The 14,369-nt window shown below is 72.9% G+C and carries 15 protein-coding genes; 12 read left to right on the forward strand and 3 right to left on the reverse strand.

Features of this window, described 5'->3' with window-relative positions:
- Positions 1–122: 122 nt before the first annotated feature.
- Positions 123–1,472: an aspartate aminotransferase family protein gene (locus AVW11_RS14090; protein ID WP_076044126.1), complete on the forward strand. Its 1,350-nt coding sequence runs from the start codon at positions 123–125 to the stop codon at positions 1,470–1,472.
- A 262-nt stretch (positions 1,473–1,734) separates the two neighbouring features.
- The gene (gene pucL, locus AVW11_RS14095) at positions 1,735–2,652 is read left to right on the forward strand and encodes a factor-independent urate hydroxylase (protein ID WP_030838975.1); all 918 of its coding nucleotides are present in this window, start codon (positions 1,735–1,737) and stop codon (positions 2,650–2,652) included.
- Between the two features lie 79 nt (positions 2,653–2,731).
- On the opposite strand, the gene AVW11_RS14100 is transcribed toward pucL, so the two are convergent.
- Positions 2,732–3,196 carry a histidine phosphatase family protein gene (locus tag AVW11_RS14100; RefSeq protein ID WP_030838978.1) on the reverse strand — a complete coding sequence of 155 codons (465 nt, stop codon included), beginning with the start codon at positions 3,194–3,196 and terminating at the stop codon, positions 2,732–2,734.
- A 189-nt stretch (positions 3,197–3,385) separates the two neighbouring features.
- Between AVW11_RS14100 and AVW11_RS14105 the strand changes: the two genes are divergently transcribed.
- The 6 genes from AVW11_RS14105 to AVW11_RS14130 all read left to right on the forward strand — a co-directional run bounded on the left by AVW11_RS14105 (position 3,386) and on the right by AVW11_RS14130 (position 6,276).
- Positions 3,386–3,601 carry a CbtB domain-containing protein gene (locus AVW11_RS14105; RefSeq protein WP_030838981.1) on the forward strand — a complete coding sequence of 72 codons (216 nt, stop codon included), beginning with the start codon at positions 3,386–3,388 and terminating at the stop codon, positions 3,599–3,601.
- Between the two features lie 63 nt (positions 3,602–3,664).
- Positions 3,665–4,420 (forward strand): CbtA family protein, encoded by a 756-nt coding sequence (locus tag AVW11_RS14110; RefSeq protein WP_060177104.1) that lies wholly within the window; start codon positions 3,665–3,667, stop codon positions 4,418–4,420.
- Positions 4,421–4,440: 20 nt separating this feature from the next.
- Positions 4,441–4,683, forward strand: coding sequence for a hypothetical protein (locus AVW11_RS14115; protein ID WP_030838987.1), 243 nt, complete (start codon positions 4,441–4,443; stop codon positions 4,681–4,683).
- A gap of 235 nt (positions 4,684–4,918) precedes the next feature.
- A complete protein-coding gene (locus AVW11_RS14120; protein ID WP_076044127.1) occupies positions 4,919–5,518 on the forward strand; it encodes a class F sortase in 600 nt (199 codons plus the stop codon).
- Between the two features lie 103 nt (positions 5,519–5,621).
- Positions 5,622–5,999 carry a hypothetical protein gene (locus tag AVW11_RS14125; protein ID WP_076044128.1) on the forward strand — a complete coding sequence of 126 codons (378 nt, stop codon included), beginning with the start codon at positions 5,622–5,624 and terminating at the stop codon, positions 5,997–5,999.
- Between the two features lie 58 nt (positions 6,000–6,057).
- A complete protein-coding gene (locus AVW11_RS14130) occupies positions 6,058–6,276 on the forward strand; it encodes a hypothetical protein (RefSeq protein ID WP_030838996.1) in 219 nt (72 codons plus the stop codon).
- 93 nt (positions 6,277–6,369) lie between these two features.
- Here the strand turns inward: AVW11_RS14130 and AVW11_RS38305 are convergent, their stop codons facing one another.
- Complete coding sequence (locus AVW11_RS38305) at positions 6,370–7,140, reverse strand: hypothetical protein (protein ID WP_240528173.1); 771 nt, start codon at positions 7,138–7,140, stop codon at positions 6,370–6,372.
- A 65-nt stretch (positions 7,141–7,205) separates the two neighbouring features.
- Here AVW11_RS38305 and AVW11_RS14140 point away from each other — a divergent pair, with 65 nt between their 5' ends.
- The 4 genes from AVW11_RS14140 (at position 7,206) to AVW11_RS14155 (ending at position 12,103) form a co-directional block, all read left to right on the forward strand.
- Positions 7,206–8,033 (forward strand): hypothetical protein, encoded by an 828-nt coding sequence (locus tag AVW11_RS14140; protein WP_060177106.1) that lies wholly within the window; start codon positions 7,206–7,208, stop codon positions 8,031–8,033.
- Positions 8,034–8,113: 80 nt separating this feature from the next.
- Entirely contained in the window at positions 8,114–10,108 is a 1,995-nt protein-coding gene (locus AVW11_RS14145) for an FUSC family protein (RefSeq protein WP_078094713.1), read from the forward strand.
- 37 nt (positions 10,109–10,145) lie between these two features.
- Positions 10,146–10,847 (forward strand): hypothetical protein, encoded by a 702-nt coding sequence (locus tag AVW11_RS14150; RefSeq protein WP_076044129.1) that lies wholly within the window; start codon positions 10,146–10,148, stop codon positions 10,845–10,847.
- Complete coding sequence (locus tag AVW11_RS14155; protein ID WP_037832253.1) at positions 10,835–12,103, forward strand: sensor histidine kinase; 1,269 nt, start codon at positions 10,835–10,837, stop codon at positions 12,101–12,103. The genes AVW11_RS14150 and AVW11_RS14155 overlap by 13 nt, the downstream gene beginning before the upstream one ends.
- A gap of 55 nt (positions 12,104–12,158) precedes the next feature.
- Here the strand turns inward: AVW11_RS14155 and AVW11_RS14160 are convergent, their stop codons facing one another.
- Entirely contained in the window at positions 12,159–14,246 is a 2,088-nt protein-coding gene (locus AVW11_RS14160) for a PhoX family protein (RefSeq protein ID WP_076044130.1), read from the reverse strand.
- Positions 14,247–14,369 lie beyond the last annotated feature (123 nt).

Genomic DNA, 14,369 nt, shown 5'->3' on the forward strand with positions numbered 1-14,369 from the left:
GGCCCGGCCCTGCCCGGCCGGGCGCGTGGTCGCCGCCGCGCTGCTGATCGACGGGATCCGGGCGCAGGAGCCTCCGGCGGGCGCCGCGCCGTGTCCACATCCTGGACGACTACTCTCATTTCATGAACGCAGAAGCCGACGCCCTCGCGACCGTGAAAGACGCTGACCGGAAGCACGTCTTCCACTCCTGGTCGGCGCAGGAGCTCATCGACCCGCTCGCCGTCGCCGGCGCCGAGGGGTCGTACTTCTGGGACTACCAGGGCACCCGCTACCTCGACTTCTCCAGCGCCCTGGTCTACACGAACATCGGCTACCAGCACCCCAAGGTCACCGCGGCCATCCAGGAGCAGGCGGCCAGGCTCTGCACGGTCGCGCCCGGCTTCGCCGTCGACGTGCGCTCCGAGGCGGCCCGGCTGATCGCGGAGCGCACCCCGGGCGACCTCGACAAGATCTTCTTCACCAACGCCGGGGCGGAGGCGGTGGAGAACGCCGTCCGCATGGCCCGCCTGCACACCGGGCGGCCGAAGGTGCTGTCCGCGTACCGCTCGTACCACGGCGCCACCTCCACCGCGATCAACCTGACCGGTGACGCACGCCGCTTCGGCAACGACTCCGCGACCGCCGGCGTCGTGCACTTCTGGGGGCCCTTCGCCTATCGTTCGCCGTTCTACGCGACGACGCAGGCCGAGGAGTGCGAGCGGGCCCTGCGCCACCTGGAGGACACCATCGTCTTCGAGGGCCCGCAGTCCATCGCCGCGATCATCCTGGAGACCGTCGGCGGGGCGCCCGGCGTGCTCGTGCACCCCGACGGCTACCTGGCCGGGGTACGGGCGCTCTGCGACCGCTACGGCATCGTCTTCGTCCTCGACGAGATCATGGTCGGCTTCGGCCGCACCGGGAAGTGGTTCGCGTCCGAGCACTGGGACGTCACCCCGGACCTGATCTGCTTCGCCAAGGGCGTGACCAGCGGCTACGTCCCGCTGGGCGGTGTGGCCGTCTCGGCGGCCATCGCCGAGACCTTCGCCCGCCGGCCCTACCCGGGCGGGCTGACGTACTCCGGGCACGTGCTGGCCTGCGCCGCCGCCGTCGCCACGATCGGCGTGATGGAGGAGGAGGGCGTCGTCGAGCAGTCCGCGCGCACGGGCGCCGAGCTCCTCGGGCCCGGCCTGCGCGCGCTCGGCGAGCGCCACCCCTCGGTCGGGGAGGTCCGCGGCCTCGGCACCTTCTGGGCCCTCGAACTCGTCCGGAGCAGGCAGACGCGCGAGCCGCTGGTGCCGTACAACGCGGCCGGGGCGGACAACGCGCCGATGGCGGAGTTCGGGGCCGCGTGCAGGAAGGGCGGGCTCTGGCCGCTGATCGCCGGCAACCGGATCCACATCGCGCCGGCCTGCAACATCTCGCCCGAGGACGTCGCCAAGGGGCTGCGGATCCTGGACGAGGCCCTGACAGTGGCTGACGCGCACACCGTCTGACCTGCGCATCTGTGGGGTCGCCCAATCCGCTGGTGCCGGTGTTCGGAGGATCCGTGCGGTGGTCAACCCGCCGCGCACATGCTGCAATCCGTGCAGGCCGCGAACGCAAAACAGGCCAAGCACCTACGGACCGGGATGCACGTCAGTCCCGGGGCGGCCCCCTCGGGGCCGAACGGCGGGGAGCGGGCTGACCGCTGGACGCCGGGCGTACGGGATCCAGAAGTACGGACTCCGTGTTCCCGAGTACCCGAAGGAAGACAGCATGAGCAAGCACGTCCTGGCCCAGAACCAGTACGGCAAGGCCGAGAACCGGATCGTGAAGGTGACCCGCAAGGGCAACGACGGTTCCTGGCACGAGATCCGCGACCTCAACGTCTCGGTCGCGCTCCGCGGTGAGTTCCGCGACGTCCACCTGACCGGCGACAACGCCAACTGCCTGCCGACCGACACCACCAAGAACACGGTGTACGCCTTCGGCAAGGAGCACGGCATCGAGTCGCCGGAGGCCTTCGGCATCCTGCTCGCCAAGCACTTCGTCTCCTCGCAGGCACCGATCCGCGAGGCCCAGATCCGCATCGAGGAGTTCGCCTGGGAGCGCATCCCGGTCCCGACGCGCAAGGAGCAGCACTCCTTCGCCCTCAAGGGCCAGGAGGTGCGCACCGCGCAGATCACCTACAGCGAGACGACGGGCCTCCAGGTCATCTCGGGCCTGAAGGATCTGACGGTGATGAACTCCACGAACTCCGAGTTCCACGGCTACATCAAGGACAAGTACACGACGCTGAAGGAGGCGTACGACCGCATCCTGGCGACCAAGGTCACCGCGCGCTGGGCGCACTCCGCGCTGGCCGCCGACGACCCCGGCCACGACTGGGACCGGGCGTACAAGAAGGTCCGCAAGCACATGCTGGAGGCCTTCGCGGAGACGTACTCGTACTCGCTCCAGCAGACCCTGAACCAGATGGCCGAGCGGGTGCTCGACAACTGCCCCAAGGTCAACGAGGTGCGGCTCAACCTCCCCAACAAGCACCACTTCCTCGTCGACCTGGAGCCCTTCGGCCTCAAGAACGACAACGAGGTCTACTTCGCGGCGGACCGCATGTACGGCCTGATCGAGGGCACCGTCCACCGTGACGGCGTGCAGCCGGTGATCGCCACGTCCGACTGGATCACGGCGTAACACACCCGCGCCCGCCGCCGGCCGGGCCCGGACCGCGTCGCGGGGTCCGGGCCCGGTCGCCTGCCCGCCCGGTCGCCTGCTAGGCGTCGGGCGGTTCGTCCTGCGGCCGGCCGACGAGGAGGTTCCAGCGGCCGGCCCGTCCGGTCAGGGTGGTGACCCACTCCGGCCGCACGTCGAGCCGCCAGAAGGCCGCCGCCGGGAGCTCCAGCGCGTGCACCACGGCCGCCCGTACGACGGCCTGGTCGACCTCGGCCCGGTGCGTGCCCGCGGGCAGTGCCGCCAGCTGCGCCCCGACGCGGGCGATCAGCGCGTCCACGGACTCCCCGCCCGGGGGTGCGAACCCGGGATCCGTCAGCCACGCGTGCAGGGCCTGCGGGGCCTCGGCCGCCACCTCCTCCAGGGTGCGTCCGGCCCACTCCCCGGTGTCCGGGCCGCGCAGTCCCCCGTAGCCGGGGCACGGCCGGGCGTGACCGAAACGACCCTGGCGGGCCGCTGTGTCCAGTGGGGGGCGCACGAGGTGAACGCGCACCGACTGACTCTTCATAAGGGGAGCCTAAGCGCGGTACCGTCACGAACGAGACAAGTCCATGACGACGGTACGGCGGAAGCACCGGTGAGAATCCGGCACGGTCGCGCCACTGTGAATCCTCCCGGAGGGGGAGGCAAGTCAGACCCGCCACCGTCGTCGAGCGCACCACTGACCGGGACGCGTGTTCCCTCTGGAGGTTCTGCAATGGCCAACTCCGCCGTGCCCACGACGAACGCCCCCGCCATCGCCCCCATCTCGCTCTCCGCACTCGCCCCCTGGGCGGTGTTCGCCGGCGTCCTGATGCTGGTCCTGCTCTACTTCGTCGGCGCCGAGCAGGGCGCCACCGCCGTCTTCGAGGGCGAGACCATCCACGAGTGGCTGCACGACGGCCGCCACCTGCTCGGATTCCCCTGCCACTGATCCGCTTCCCCTGCCACCGACCCCCTCTCGGCAAGGGATCCGTCTCAGCAAGGGAACCGAACCATGAACTCCGCATCCCCCCGCACCCTGCTCGTCCGGGGCATGCTCGCCGGCCTGCTGGCCGGCGCGGCCGCCTTCCTCGTCGCGTACCTCCTCGGTGAGTCCGAGGTGGACGCGGCCATCGCCATCGAGGAGGCCGCCGCCGGGGCCGGACACGGCCACGGCGGGGAGGCCCCGGTCAGCCGGGCCCTCCAGGCCACGGCGGGTCTCGCCACCGGCGTCGTGCTCTACGGCGTCGCGCTCGGCGGACTCGCCGCGCTGGTCCACTGCTTCGCGCTCGGCCGCATCGGCCGCATCGGGCCGCGGGCCACGGCGGCGCTGGTCACCGCGGGCCTGTTCGTCACCGTGACCCTGGTGCCCTTCTTCAAGTACCCCGCCAACCCGCCGGCCGTCGGAGACCCCGGCACGGCTGCCCGGCGGACCGCCCTCTACCTCCTGATGATCGTCCTGGGCATGCTGCTGGCCGCGGGCGCGGTGATGGTCGGGCGGCGGCTCGCGCCGAAGCTCGGCAACGGGAACGCGTCGGTGGCCGCCGGCGCGGCCTTCGTCGTACTCATCGGAGTCTCATACGCCGTCCTGCCGGGGGTCGACGAGGTCCCGGCCGGCTTCCCCGCCGCTCTGATCTGGGACTTCCGCCTCGCGTCCCTGGCCATCCAGACCACCTTGTGGACGACTTTCGGCCTGGCCTTCGGTTTTCTAGCCGACCGGGCCCTTGTGCCGGCCCTCGCACCCAAGGAGGCTGTGCAGCCGACAAGTTGACGATGAAAGGCCGATAGTCCATGGCGACGGCGATCAGGGAATGGCGGGGCTGGACGGGTGCCGCACCCTTCTGGCTGAATTCCTTCCTGCTGCTCCTGGCCCCCTGCTGCGCCGTGACGCTGTTCGGCCAGATCGGCATCATCGCCGCGCTGGCCGCGCTCGGCGGCCTGGCCCGCCACCTCTGGTACGGCGACTACGGCCATCCGGCCATGCACCTGGCCGCCGCGCTCATGGGGGCGGGCACGGCGGCCGTCGTCCTGTGACCCCGCGCGCCCGCGTCACCGGGCACCGCTGATCCCTCACCCGTTCGGGCGTATCCGCGCCGGCCCCGGCGGCCGGTGCGCCGAACCGGCGCGAGCTGCGAAGACTCCCCGATCGTGCGGGAACACGCCCGTGACTCCATGTCAGTCTCTCGTGTTTCACGGTGTGTCGATGGGCAGTGGAAGTGTCCACTGCTCACATGACCCGGCCGCACGAGCCGGACTGGAGGGAATCCCCATGCCCCGCGCCACGTGGGTCGTCGCCTCGCTGACGGTGGCTCTGCTGTCCGGCACCGTGGTGGTGTTGCAGCGGACCGAGGGTGCCGCGCCCGCAGCCGCGACCACCGACGACGCACTGCCCTCGCGGGCGCTGGGGCTGTCCGGCCACCGCCGTCTCGTACGGGAGCTGGAACAGTCCGGGGAGAGCCGCCCCGGCGCGGCGCCCCGGCCGCGCAGGATCGCCGCCGGGCCGCTGAGGACGGTCTCCGGACCCCTGCGGGCCGCCCGTCCCCTACGGCTGCGCATCCCGAGCCTGGGTGTCGACGTGCCGTTCGGCGTCGACGGCGAGGAGGCGTCCTGGGACTCCACCGGGCCGGCGCCGGGTGCCGCCGGAACCGCCGTCGTCACCGGAACCGGGCTGCGGCTGGGGGAGTTGCGCCAGGGCCGGACCATCGAGATCCCGCGCGCGGACCGCCGCACGGCCGTGTTCACCGTCGTGCGGGTCTCGCCCGGCAGGGCGCCCGGCCGGGAGGAGCCGCCCGATCGCGCCCGACTGCGGGTGATCGACGGGGAGACCTCCGTGCTGGCCCGGCTCACGGGGCACCGCAGCAGTAGTTGACATCTGGCGGGCTGTCAGCCGAGGGGAGTGTCTTCGTCCCCCGGTCGGGGGCTTCTCGGGGTCCGTCCGGGAGTCTTCCGGCGTGGCGGGGCACACCCCTCGCATGACCTGGAGGCGACACGCACGCGCGGCACTGACGAGGGCGCTCACCGCGGCCTGCGTCGTGCTGCTGTGCGTGTTCGGCGCCGGTCCGGCCGGTGCGGCCGCGGCGGAGTACCGCCCGGCCTCCTCGGCCCCCGGGGCCCCCGCGGCTCCCGGCGAGCCCGCCGAACCCGCGGAGGGCCAGTCCGATCCCGCCGCCGATTCCGAGGCACGCGCAGCCGTACGGTCCACCGCGCGCGGGCCGGTCTGCGTCCAGCGGACCCCGCTCACGGTGTTTCACGTGAAACAGGGCGAGGTCCCCGGGCGCGGGCCTCGCACGGGAGCGGCCGAACCGGCCCTGTCCCTGCGGACGGTGCGCACCGTGGTGCTGCGCTGCTGAGCGGACCGGGTCCCCAGCGCATCCCCCACACCCCCCTGAGCACCCGTGAGGTTCCGCCATGCCCATCGACCCGTACGCCGCACTGAACGCCATGCTCCGCGCCGAGGTCTCCCGCTTCGCGCCGCCCGTCCGCCAGGCCGAGCCGATCGCTCCGCCGAAGACCCCGGCCCCGTCCGTCGAGGACGAGAGTGAACCGCAGCAGGCCACGGCCGCGCAGCCGGCCGTGGCCTCCCGGAAGGTCGGCGCGAGGACCGCGGCCGGCGACTCGGCCGCATAGCGGCCGCGAGCGGACATGGAGGGGCGCCGGCTCCCCCGCCCTCGACCACGGGCGGAGGGCCGGCGCCCCTGCGAGGTCCGGCTGCGGGCCTGCTCAGTCCTCGTGCGTGTAGTAGCGGTAGAAGGCGGTGGCGCCGACGCCCACGGCGACCGCCAGGCCGATCACCACGCCCTTGAGGATCGACTCGCCGGTGAGGCTGTAGAGGTAGCCCACCGCGATGCCGCCGAAGGCCCCGTAGGCGGCGGCGTGGACCTCGCGCATCATCCGCGGGCCGACCCTGGCCAGGCCGAACATGATGCCCGCGAAGATCACGCCGCAGAGGATGCCGAAGAGGACGTTGGCCGCGGTGACCGGACCCTCCTGGCGGGCGATGAACGCGCACCAGACTCCGTAGACCAGTCCGAGGAGCAGCGGCCTCACGTAGGCGCCCTTGCTCAGGTGGGTCATGTCCGCCATCGGGCGGTGCTGCCGGGGGGCAGCGGGTGCCGCATGTGCCATGACGGGCTCCTCTCTCCCATCCTCCAGGGCACACCCGCCGCCTCCGACCGGCAAGTGGATCAGCGGTCGGGGCGTGCGCACCGCGACGGCGTCGATCTCGAAGAGCATGCCGGGCAGGGCCGGGGCGGCGACCCCGATGAGGGTCTGCGCGGGACGTTCGGTGCCCCAGGTGGCGTGCAGGTGCTTGACCGCGGCCGGCCGCGGCGAGGGCGGTGCGGAGGTCGGCTCCGCGCCGTCCGGCGCCGGTGCGCCCGCGCCGGGCCCCTGCATCCGGATCTCCGCGCACCGGGAGGCCTCCGCGGGCCCCTCGACGGCGGCGACCACGTCCGTGAGCGAGACGGCGGGCGGGCCAGCCGGGCCGTCCACCGGCCCACCACCCGCCCGCAGCAACACCGCTCGCGCCCGGGCCTTCCCCCGTTTTCCCTGGTGACGTGCGCACCATCCTGTCGGCGGTACTCATCGTGCTCGTGGCCCTCCTCGTGCCCGCGAGCGCCGTCGCGTACTGGGCCGACCGCGAGCTGGGCGACGCGGACCGCTACACCGCGGCCATGTCCCCCCTCGCCGAGAACCCCGCCGTGCAGGAGGTCGTCGTCACGCACACCGCCCGCGCCCTCACCGGGCAGATCGACGCGGGCCCCTTCCAGGCCGGGGTCGACGCCCTGCTCGGCGAGGCGCTGCGCTCCTTCGCCGACACCCCCGCCTACCGCACGGCCTGGGACGCCGCCAACCGCGCCGCCCACACCGCCTTCCTCCACGCGCTCACCACCGGCCGCGGCGACGCCGTCACCGTCGACCTCGCGCCCGTCATCGACCGGATCAAGAGCGAACTCGTCGCCGACCAGGTGCCCTTCGCGGACCGCATCCCGGTGACCCGGCTGTCCGTGGAGGTCATGGAGTACGACAACCTCGGCGCCCTCAGGAAGGGCTTCCGCATGCTCCAGATCGCCGGCGTCTGGCTCCCCGTACTGACCGTGGTCCTGGCCGTGTCGGCCGTGGCGGTCGCCGTCCGGCGGCGCCGCGCCGTCATCGCCACCGGCCTGGGACTGGCGGTCGGGGCCGGACTGCTGTGGCTGACCGTGGAGGTGTGCCGCCGCCTCACCCTGGACGACCTGCCCGCCGACATCGACCGCGCCGCGGCCGGCGCGGTGTACGACGCCCTCACCGCGTTCCTGCGGACCACCGCCTGGGTCGTGCTGCTGATCGGGCTCGCCGCGGCTCTCGCCGCATGGGTGACGGGACGACTGCGCCGCACCCCATAAGCTCGGAAGGTACAACACGCGCAGAACGGCTCAGAAGAGCCCAGAAGAACCGATTCGCGAGCGGCGGCACGGAAGCGGGAATGAGCACCGAACGCACCGAACACATAGCGTCGCGGCGAGCCCGGCACCACCCCCTGGCCCCGCCGGCCTGGCTCCTCGAGGGGCTGAAGCCGACCACCGCGCCCGTCCCCTGGGCCGCCGCGGCACGCGCGGGGGTCGCGCTGTCCGTCCCGCTCGCCGTCGGCTTCGCCCTGGACGAGCCCGAATACGGCGCGCTCGCCTCCATGGGCGCCCTGTCCGGGGTCATCGGCGACACCGCCGACGCCTACCGGATGCGTGTCCTGAACATCGCCGTCCCGCAGGTCTTCGGCGCCGTCGGCGTGGCCCTGGGCACCCTCGTCTACGGCCACGGCTGGGTGGCCGTCGCCGTGCTCACCCTCATCGCCCTGGTCTCCGGGATGATCTCCTCCATCGGCACGGTCGCCTCCGTGTCCGGGCTGCTGCTCCTGCTCAACGCCGTCGTCGGCGCCGGGCTCCCCATGCCGCAGCCCTGGTGGATCGCCCCGCTGCTGCTGAGCGCGGGGGGACTCTTCGTCCTCGCACTGACCCTGCTGGGCTGGCCGCTGCGCGGCCGCCGCCCCGAACGGGCCGCCGTCGCCGCCACCTACCGGGCCCTGGCCGACGCCCTGGAAGCCGCCGGCGGTCCCGGCGACCTCTACGACGAGCGCCGCCGCCGGGTCACCGGGGAACTCGACCGGGCCTACGACCTGATCCTGGGCCGCCGGGCCCGCGTCCACGGCCGCAGCCCGTCGCTCGTGCGCATGCTCGCCCAGCTCAACGTGGTGATCCCGCTGGTGGAAGCCGCCCCCGCCGCACACCTGCGCGGCCGGCCACTGCCCCCCGAGATCCCCGCGGCCGTACGGGGACTCGCGACGGCCGTCGAGGAGGGCAGCACCTCGGCACCCGTACTCGACCTGCCCGAGGCCCGCACCCCCGCCGAACGGGCCGTCGACGCGGCCCTGCGCCACGCCGCGACGATCGTGCACCTCCCCGAAGCGGACCCGTACAACGTGGACGACCGCCTCGGCCGGCCCGCCGCGCTGAAGGTCCGCGCCCGGCGGGCGGTGCGCGACATGATGATGTCCGAGGCCTCCTGGCGCTACGGACTGCGGCTCGCGCTGTGCATCGGCCTCGCCCAGTCGCTCGTGTCGGTGGTCGAACTCGAACGGTCCTACTGGATCGCGCTGACCGTCACCTTCGTCCTCAAACCGGACTTCGGCTCGGTGTTCTCCCGGGCCCTGCTGCGTGCGCTCGGCACCGCGATCGGGCTGGTCGTCGCCGCCGCCGTGCTCGCCGAGGTGCCGCGCGGCTGGTGGGACGTGCCGGTGATGGTGGTGCTCGGCGCGCTGATCCCGGTCTTCTCCGCCAAGGGCTACGCCTTCCAGACCGCCGCGATCACCCCGGTGATCCTGCTGCTCTCCGACCTGCTCAACCACCAGGGCTTCGACCTGATCCGCCCCAGGCTGCTGGACAGCCTGATCGGCTGCGCCATCACCCTGATCGCCGGATACCTGCTGTGGCCCGAGAGCTGGCACACCCGCATCGGGGACCGGCTCGCCGAGACCGTGGACGACGCCGCCCGCTACGTGGAACGGGCCTTCGCACCGGCCGCGGACGACGCGGCGCGCGCGGCGGCCCGGACCGCCCGCCTCCAGGCCCGCCGACGGCTCTACCGCGACCTGTCGGGCGTCCGCAGCGAGTTCCAGCGGGCGCTGACCGAGCCGCCGCCGACCGGCACCCGGGCCGCGGCGTGGTGGCCCCTGGTCGTCGCCGTCGAGCGGATCGTGGACGCGTCCACGGCCGCCCGGGTCCGCGTCAACCACGGCGCCCCGCCCCCCGCGCCCGAGGAGGTGGCGTCCGTCGCGCGACAGCTGCGCGAACTGGCCGGCCGGGTGCGCAGCAGCACCGTCCCGGTACGGGTCGAGGGCGGACCGGAGGGCGACGGGTCGGGCGTCCTGGCACCCGTCCACCAGGAGCTCGCGGCCGCCCGTGCCATCACCCAGCCGGAGCGCTGACCGGGCCGGGCGGACCCCGGCGGGGGAGCATCGGAGCATGTACCGCGTCCCGGCCGTCCTGGTCCTCGCCCTGGCCCTGGCGGGGTGCGCCGACGTGGAGGGGCTGCAGAACGACGGCGACCTGGGCACGGTGCACGCTCCGCAGAGCCTGTGGAAGGGAATCCGCCCCGACCCGCCCGACCCGGCCCAGGTGCCGGGCACCGCCCCCGTGGTCCCCGGCCTGCCCAAGGCACCGGACCTGGGCATGCACGCGGTGAATCCGGTGAGCGTCGTACGCGCCGACGTCACCTCCGCCACCGAACAGGACGGCGGCACGGGCCGGCTCGTCGACCCCCGGGCGGTCCAGCGGCTCGCGCTCTGCACACAGGCTGTGGACGGCGGCCCCGACTGCCCGGTGCGGCCCCCGGTCTTCCACGACCTGACGGGCAACGGCCGGCAGGAGCTGATCACCGCCCTGGACATCGACGGCAGGGTCAGCGAGCTGCGCGTCTACACCGTCCAGGACGACGGGAGGATCGCCCGGATCCTGGCCCGGCGGGCGGTCCTGGAGGGAGTGGAGGTGGCCGCCGAACACCTGGCGGTCCGCGAGCCGACGTCGAACCCCGCCTATGTCGCCGTCTCCGACTACGTGTGGGACCCGAAGGCCGGGATCATGAACCTCAACCAGCTCACGCTCGACGACTGCCCCTCCCTCACCGGCGTACCGCTCAGCCCGGACGCGCAGCGATGCACGCCCTGAGCAGCCTCCGCTGGAAGATCGCCCTGACGACCACGGCGGTGTGCTGCATGGTCGCCGCCGCGCTCGGGATCCTCGTGCACAACGTGGTCGCGGCGCAGATCGTCGGCGAGGTCCGCAAGGACGCGGGCACGGCTCTGGAGCACGCCCTCAGCCACTACGAGTACGGCACGACGCACGGCGACGTGAACATCGTCCTGGACCCGCCCCAACTGCCTCGTCCGCTGCGCGACCTGGTCGCCCGCGGCGACACCGGCAGCATGGTCGGCACGCACGACGGCAAGCCCGTGATGTGGGCCGCCGCTCCCGCCGACCAGCAGGCCCTCGCCGTCTGGATCCCGTTCGAGGGCACCCGCGAACGGCTGCGGGACATCGACACCGCGATCCTCGCCTCCGCCGCGCTGGCCGCCGGCGTGGTGGCGCTGGCCGGCCTCTTCCTCGCCGACCGGATCAGCCGAAGGCTCGCGACGACCGCCGCCGTGGCCCGCCGGATCAGCGCCGGGGACCTGGACGCCAGAGTCGGCTTCCCCACCCGCACGGACGATCGGCGGCCGGGCCGCCGCTCCCGGGACCGGGACGAGGTACGGGACGTGGCGCAGGCACTGGACCTGATGGCCGGCTCGCTCCAGGAGCGGCTGGAGGCGGAGAAGCGCTTCACGGCGGACGTGGCGCACGAGCTGCGGACCCCGCTCACCGGCTCGCTCGCCGCGGCGGCCCTGCTGCCCGAGGGCCGGCCCAAGGAGATGATCAACGACCGGTTGAAGGCCCTGCACCTGCTGACCGAGGACCTGCTGGAGATCTCCCGGCTCGAATCGGGCGTGGAACGGGCCGACCTCGCCCGGGTGGAACTCGGCCGGGCGGTGGAGCGGGCCGTGGCGGCAGCCGGCCCCGCCGTCTCGGTCCGGGTGGTCCGCGACGCCGCGGTGCTCACCGACCGGCGGCGGCTCGACCGGATCCTCACCAACCTCCTGGTCAACGCCCACAAACACGGCAGACCGCCCATCGAGGTGACCGTGGACGGCCCCGTGGTCACGGTCCGCGACCACGGGCCCGGCTACCCGCCCGAACTCATCGAGCAGGGCCCGCAGCGCTTCCGCACCGGAGACCCCGGTCGCGGGCGCGGCCACGGACTGGGGCTGACGATCGTGGCGGGGCAGGCGGCGGTGCTGGAGATCGCGCTGAGCTTCGCCAACGCCCCGGACGGGGGTGCGTTGACGACGCTCAGGCTTCCCGTCGGGCGGCTGCCGGACGGAAGTTGACCCTGCAGGGCCGTTGTTTCACGTGAAACACCGGCCCTGCAACGGGCGATGCGGATCAGACGCCGATGTTCTTGCCGTCCTTGCGCCAGACCGAGACGACGGCCGGGCGGACGATCTTGCCGGGGCCGTCGGGCCACACCGACTCCGGCTTCTCGACGGACGCGCCGTCGATCTCGCCCGGGTGCTGGACGGCGACCAGGACGCGCTTGTCCTGGATCAGCGGGCCGCAGGTCTCGGCGCCGCGCGGCACGGTCAGGAACTGCTTCAGCTCGCCGCGGCGCTCACCGCTGGTCGCGACGCCGAACAGGCCGTCGTGGGAGCCGAGCCGGTTGCCGTCGGTGGAGATCCACAGGTTGCCGTGCGGGTCGAAGGCGACGTTGTCCGGGCAGGAGATCGGGCTGACCTTCTCCTTCGGGAAGCCCGCGAAGTAGGTCGCGGGGTCGTTCGGGTCTCCGGCGACCAGGAAGAGCCGCCAGGCGAAACCGTCGCCGGCCGGGTCGTCGAAGTTCTCGGCGAACTCCAGGATCTGGCCGTGCTTGTTCAGGTTGCGCGGGTTCGCCTCGGTGGCGCCTTCCTTGCCGGGCTTGCCGCGGTCGGTGTTGTTGGTCAGCGCGACGTAGACGCGGCCGGTGCGCGGGGAGGGTTCGACGTCCTCGGGGCGGTCCATCTTGGTGGCGCCCACCTTGTCGGCGGCCTGGCGCGTGAAGACGTACACCTCCTCGGCGGTCATGCCCTCGACGTGCGAGACGTTGCCGGTGGCCAGCTTGATCCAGACGCCGGAGCCGTCGAACTCGCCGTCGGAGGGCAGCTTGCCGGTGCCGTCGATCTCGGCGGCCGGGGTGTCACCGGTGAGCTTGGCGACGTAGAGGGTGCCCTCGTCGAGCAGCGTGAGGTTGTGCTCCTTCGCCGCGCGCGAATTGCCCTTCTTCATCCGCTTCGAGGAGACGAACTTGTAGAAGTAGTCGAAGCGCTCGTCGTCTCCCATGTAGACGACCGGGCGGCCGTCCTCGGTCAGACGGGGCTCTGCGGCCTCGTGCTTGAAGCGGCCCAGGGCGGTGCGCTTGCGCGGCACGGAGTGGGGGTCGTACGGGTCGAGCTCGACGACCCAGCCGAAGCGGTGCGACTCGTTGGGCTCCTGGGCCACGTCGAAGCGCTTGTCGAAGCGCTCCCACTGGCGCTCGGTGGCGCCGGTGGTCACGCCGTAGCGCTTCAGACGGGCGGCGGCGGTGGGGTCGGTGACCTGGCCGGCGTTGCCGAAGTACTGGTTGAAGTTCTCCTCGCCGTGGAGGGTGGTGCCCCACGGGGTGGTGCCGCCCCCGCAGTTGTTGAGGGTGCCGAGCACCTTGGTGCCGGTGGGGTCGACGGAGGTCTTCAGCAGCGCGCTGCCCGCGGCCGGGCCGGTCATCCGGAACTCGCTGGTGGCCGTCAGGCGGCGGTTGAGCTGGTGGCGGGAGACCGCGGTCAGCTTGCCGCTGCGGTGGTCCTCCTGGACGACGACCACGGACAGGCCGTGTGCGGCCCAGGCGATCTCGACCTGCTCGCGGGTCGGGTTGGCCGGGTCGTACGCCTTGAACATCAGGACTTCGTCCGTGTACTCGTGGTTGGCCACGAGCAGCTGCTGGCGCTCGTAGTCCCCGCCGAGCGGGAGGAGGCTCAGGAAGTCGTTGTTGTAGCCGAACTGACCGGCCTGCGCGGCGGCGGTCTGCTTGTCGGCGTTGAAGCCCGGGGCACCCTTGATGATCGGGTCGCCCCAGCGGATGACCACGTTCTGCTCGTGGCCCTCGGGGATGGTGACCTTGTCGTCGGTGTTGGGCGCGACGGGCTTGAAGCGCAGGCCGCGGGCGGCCTCGCCGCCCTTGCCCGCACCGGCGGCCGCGGCGTCGGCGGCGGGCGCCGCGTGGGCGGCCTGACCCGGCGCGGTCAGCGCCACCGCGGAGCCGGCGGCGGTGGCGACCGTCACGACGGCGGCCGAGCGCAGCATCGAGCGGCGGGAGTAGGCACGGGCTATGACATCGCCCGCGTACTCGTTGTCGCTTGTGTTCGGCACCTCGTGGAAGCAGGCGTCGCCACAGCGGTAACGACAGGTGAGAGCGGAACGGCCGCTCCCATGCGGGTTGCCGATGAACGGCAGAAGCTTGCGCACGAGTGTCCTCCGAGTAGCTGCGTGGCCGCCGACAACGTGTCGGAACAATCCAGCCGCGACGGTAGGCCCGGGTTACGCCGAAACGGCGGCGCGGGGATGAACGGTTGGTGAACCCGGCACGTC

Source organism: Streptomyces amritsarensis (assembly GCF_001953875.1).
Classification (GTDB): Bacteria; Actinomycetota; Actinomycetes; order Streptomycetales; family Streptomycetaceae; genus Streptomyces; species Streptomyces amritsarensis.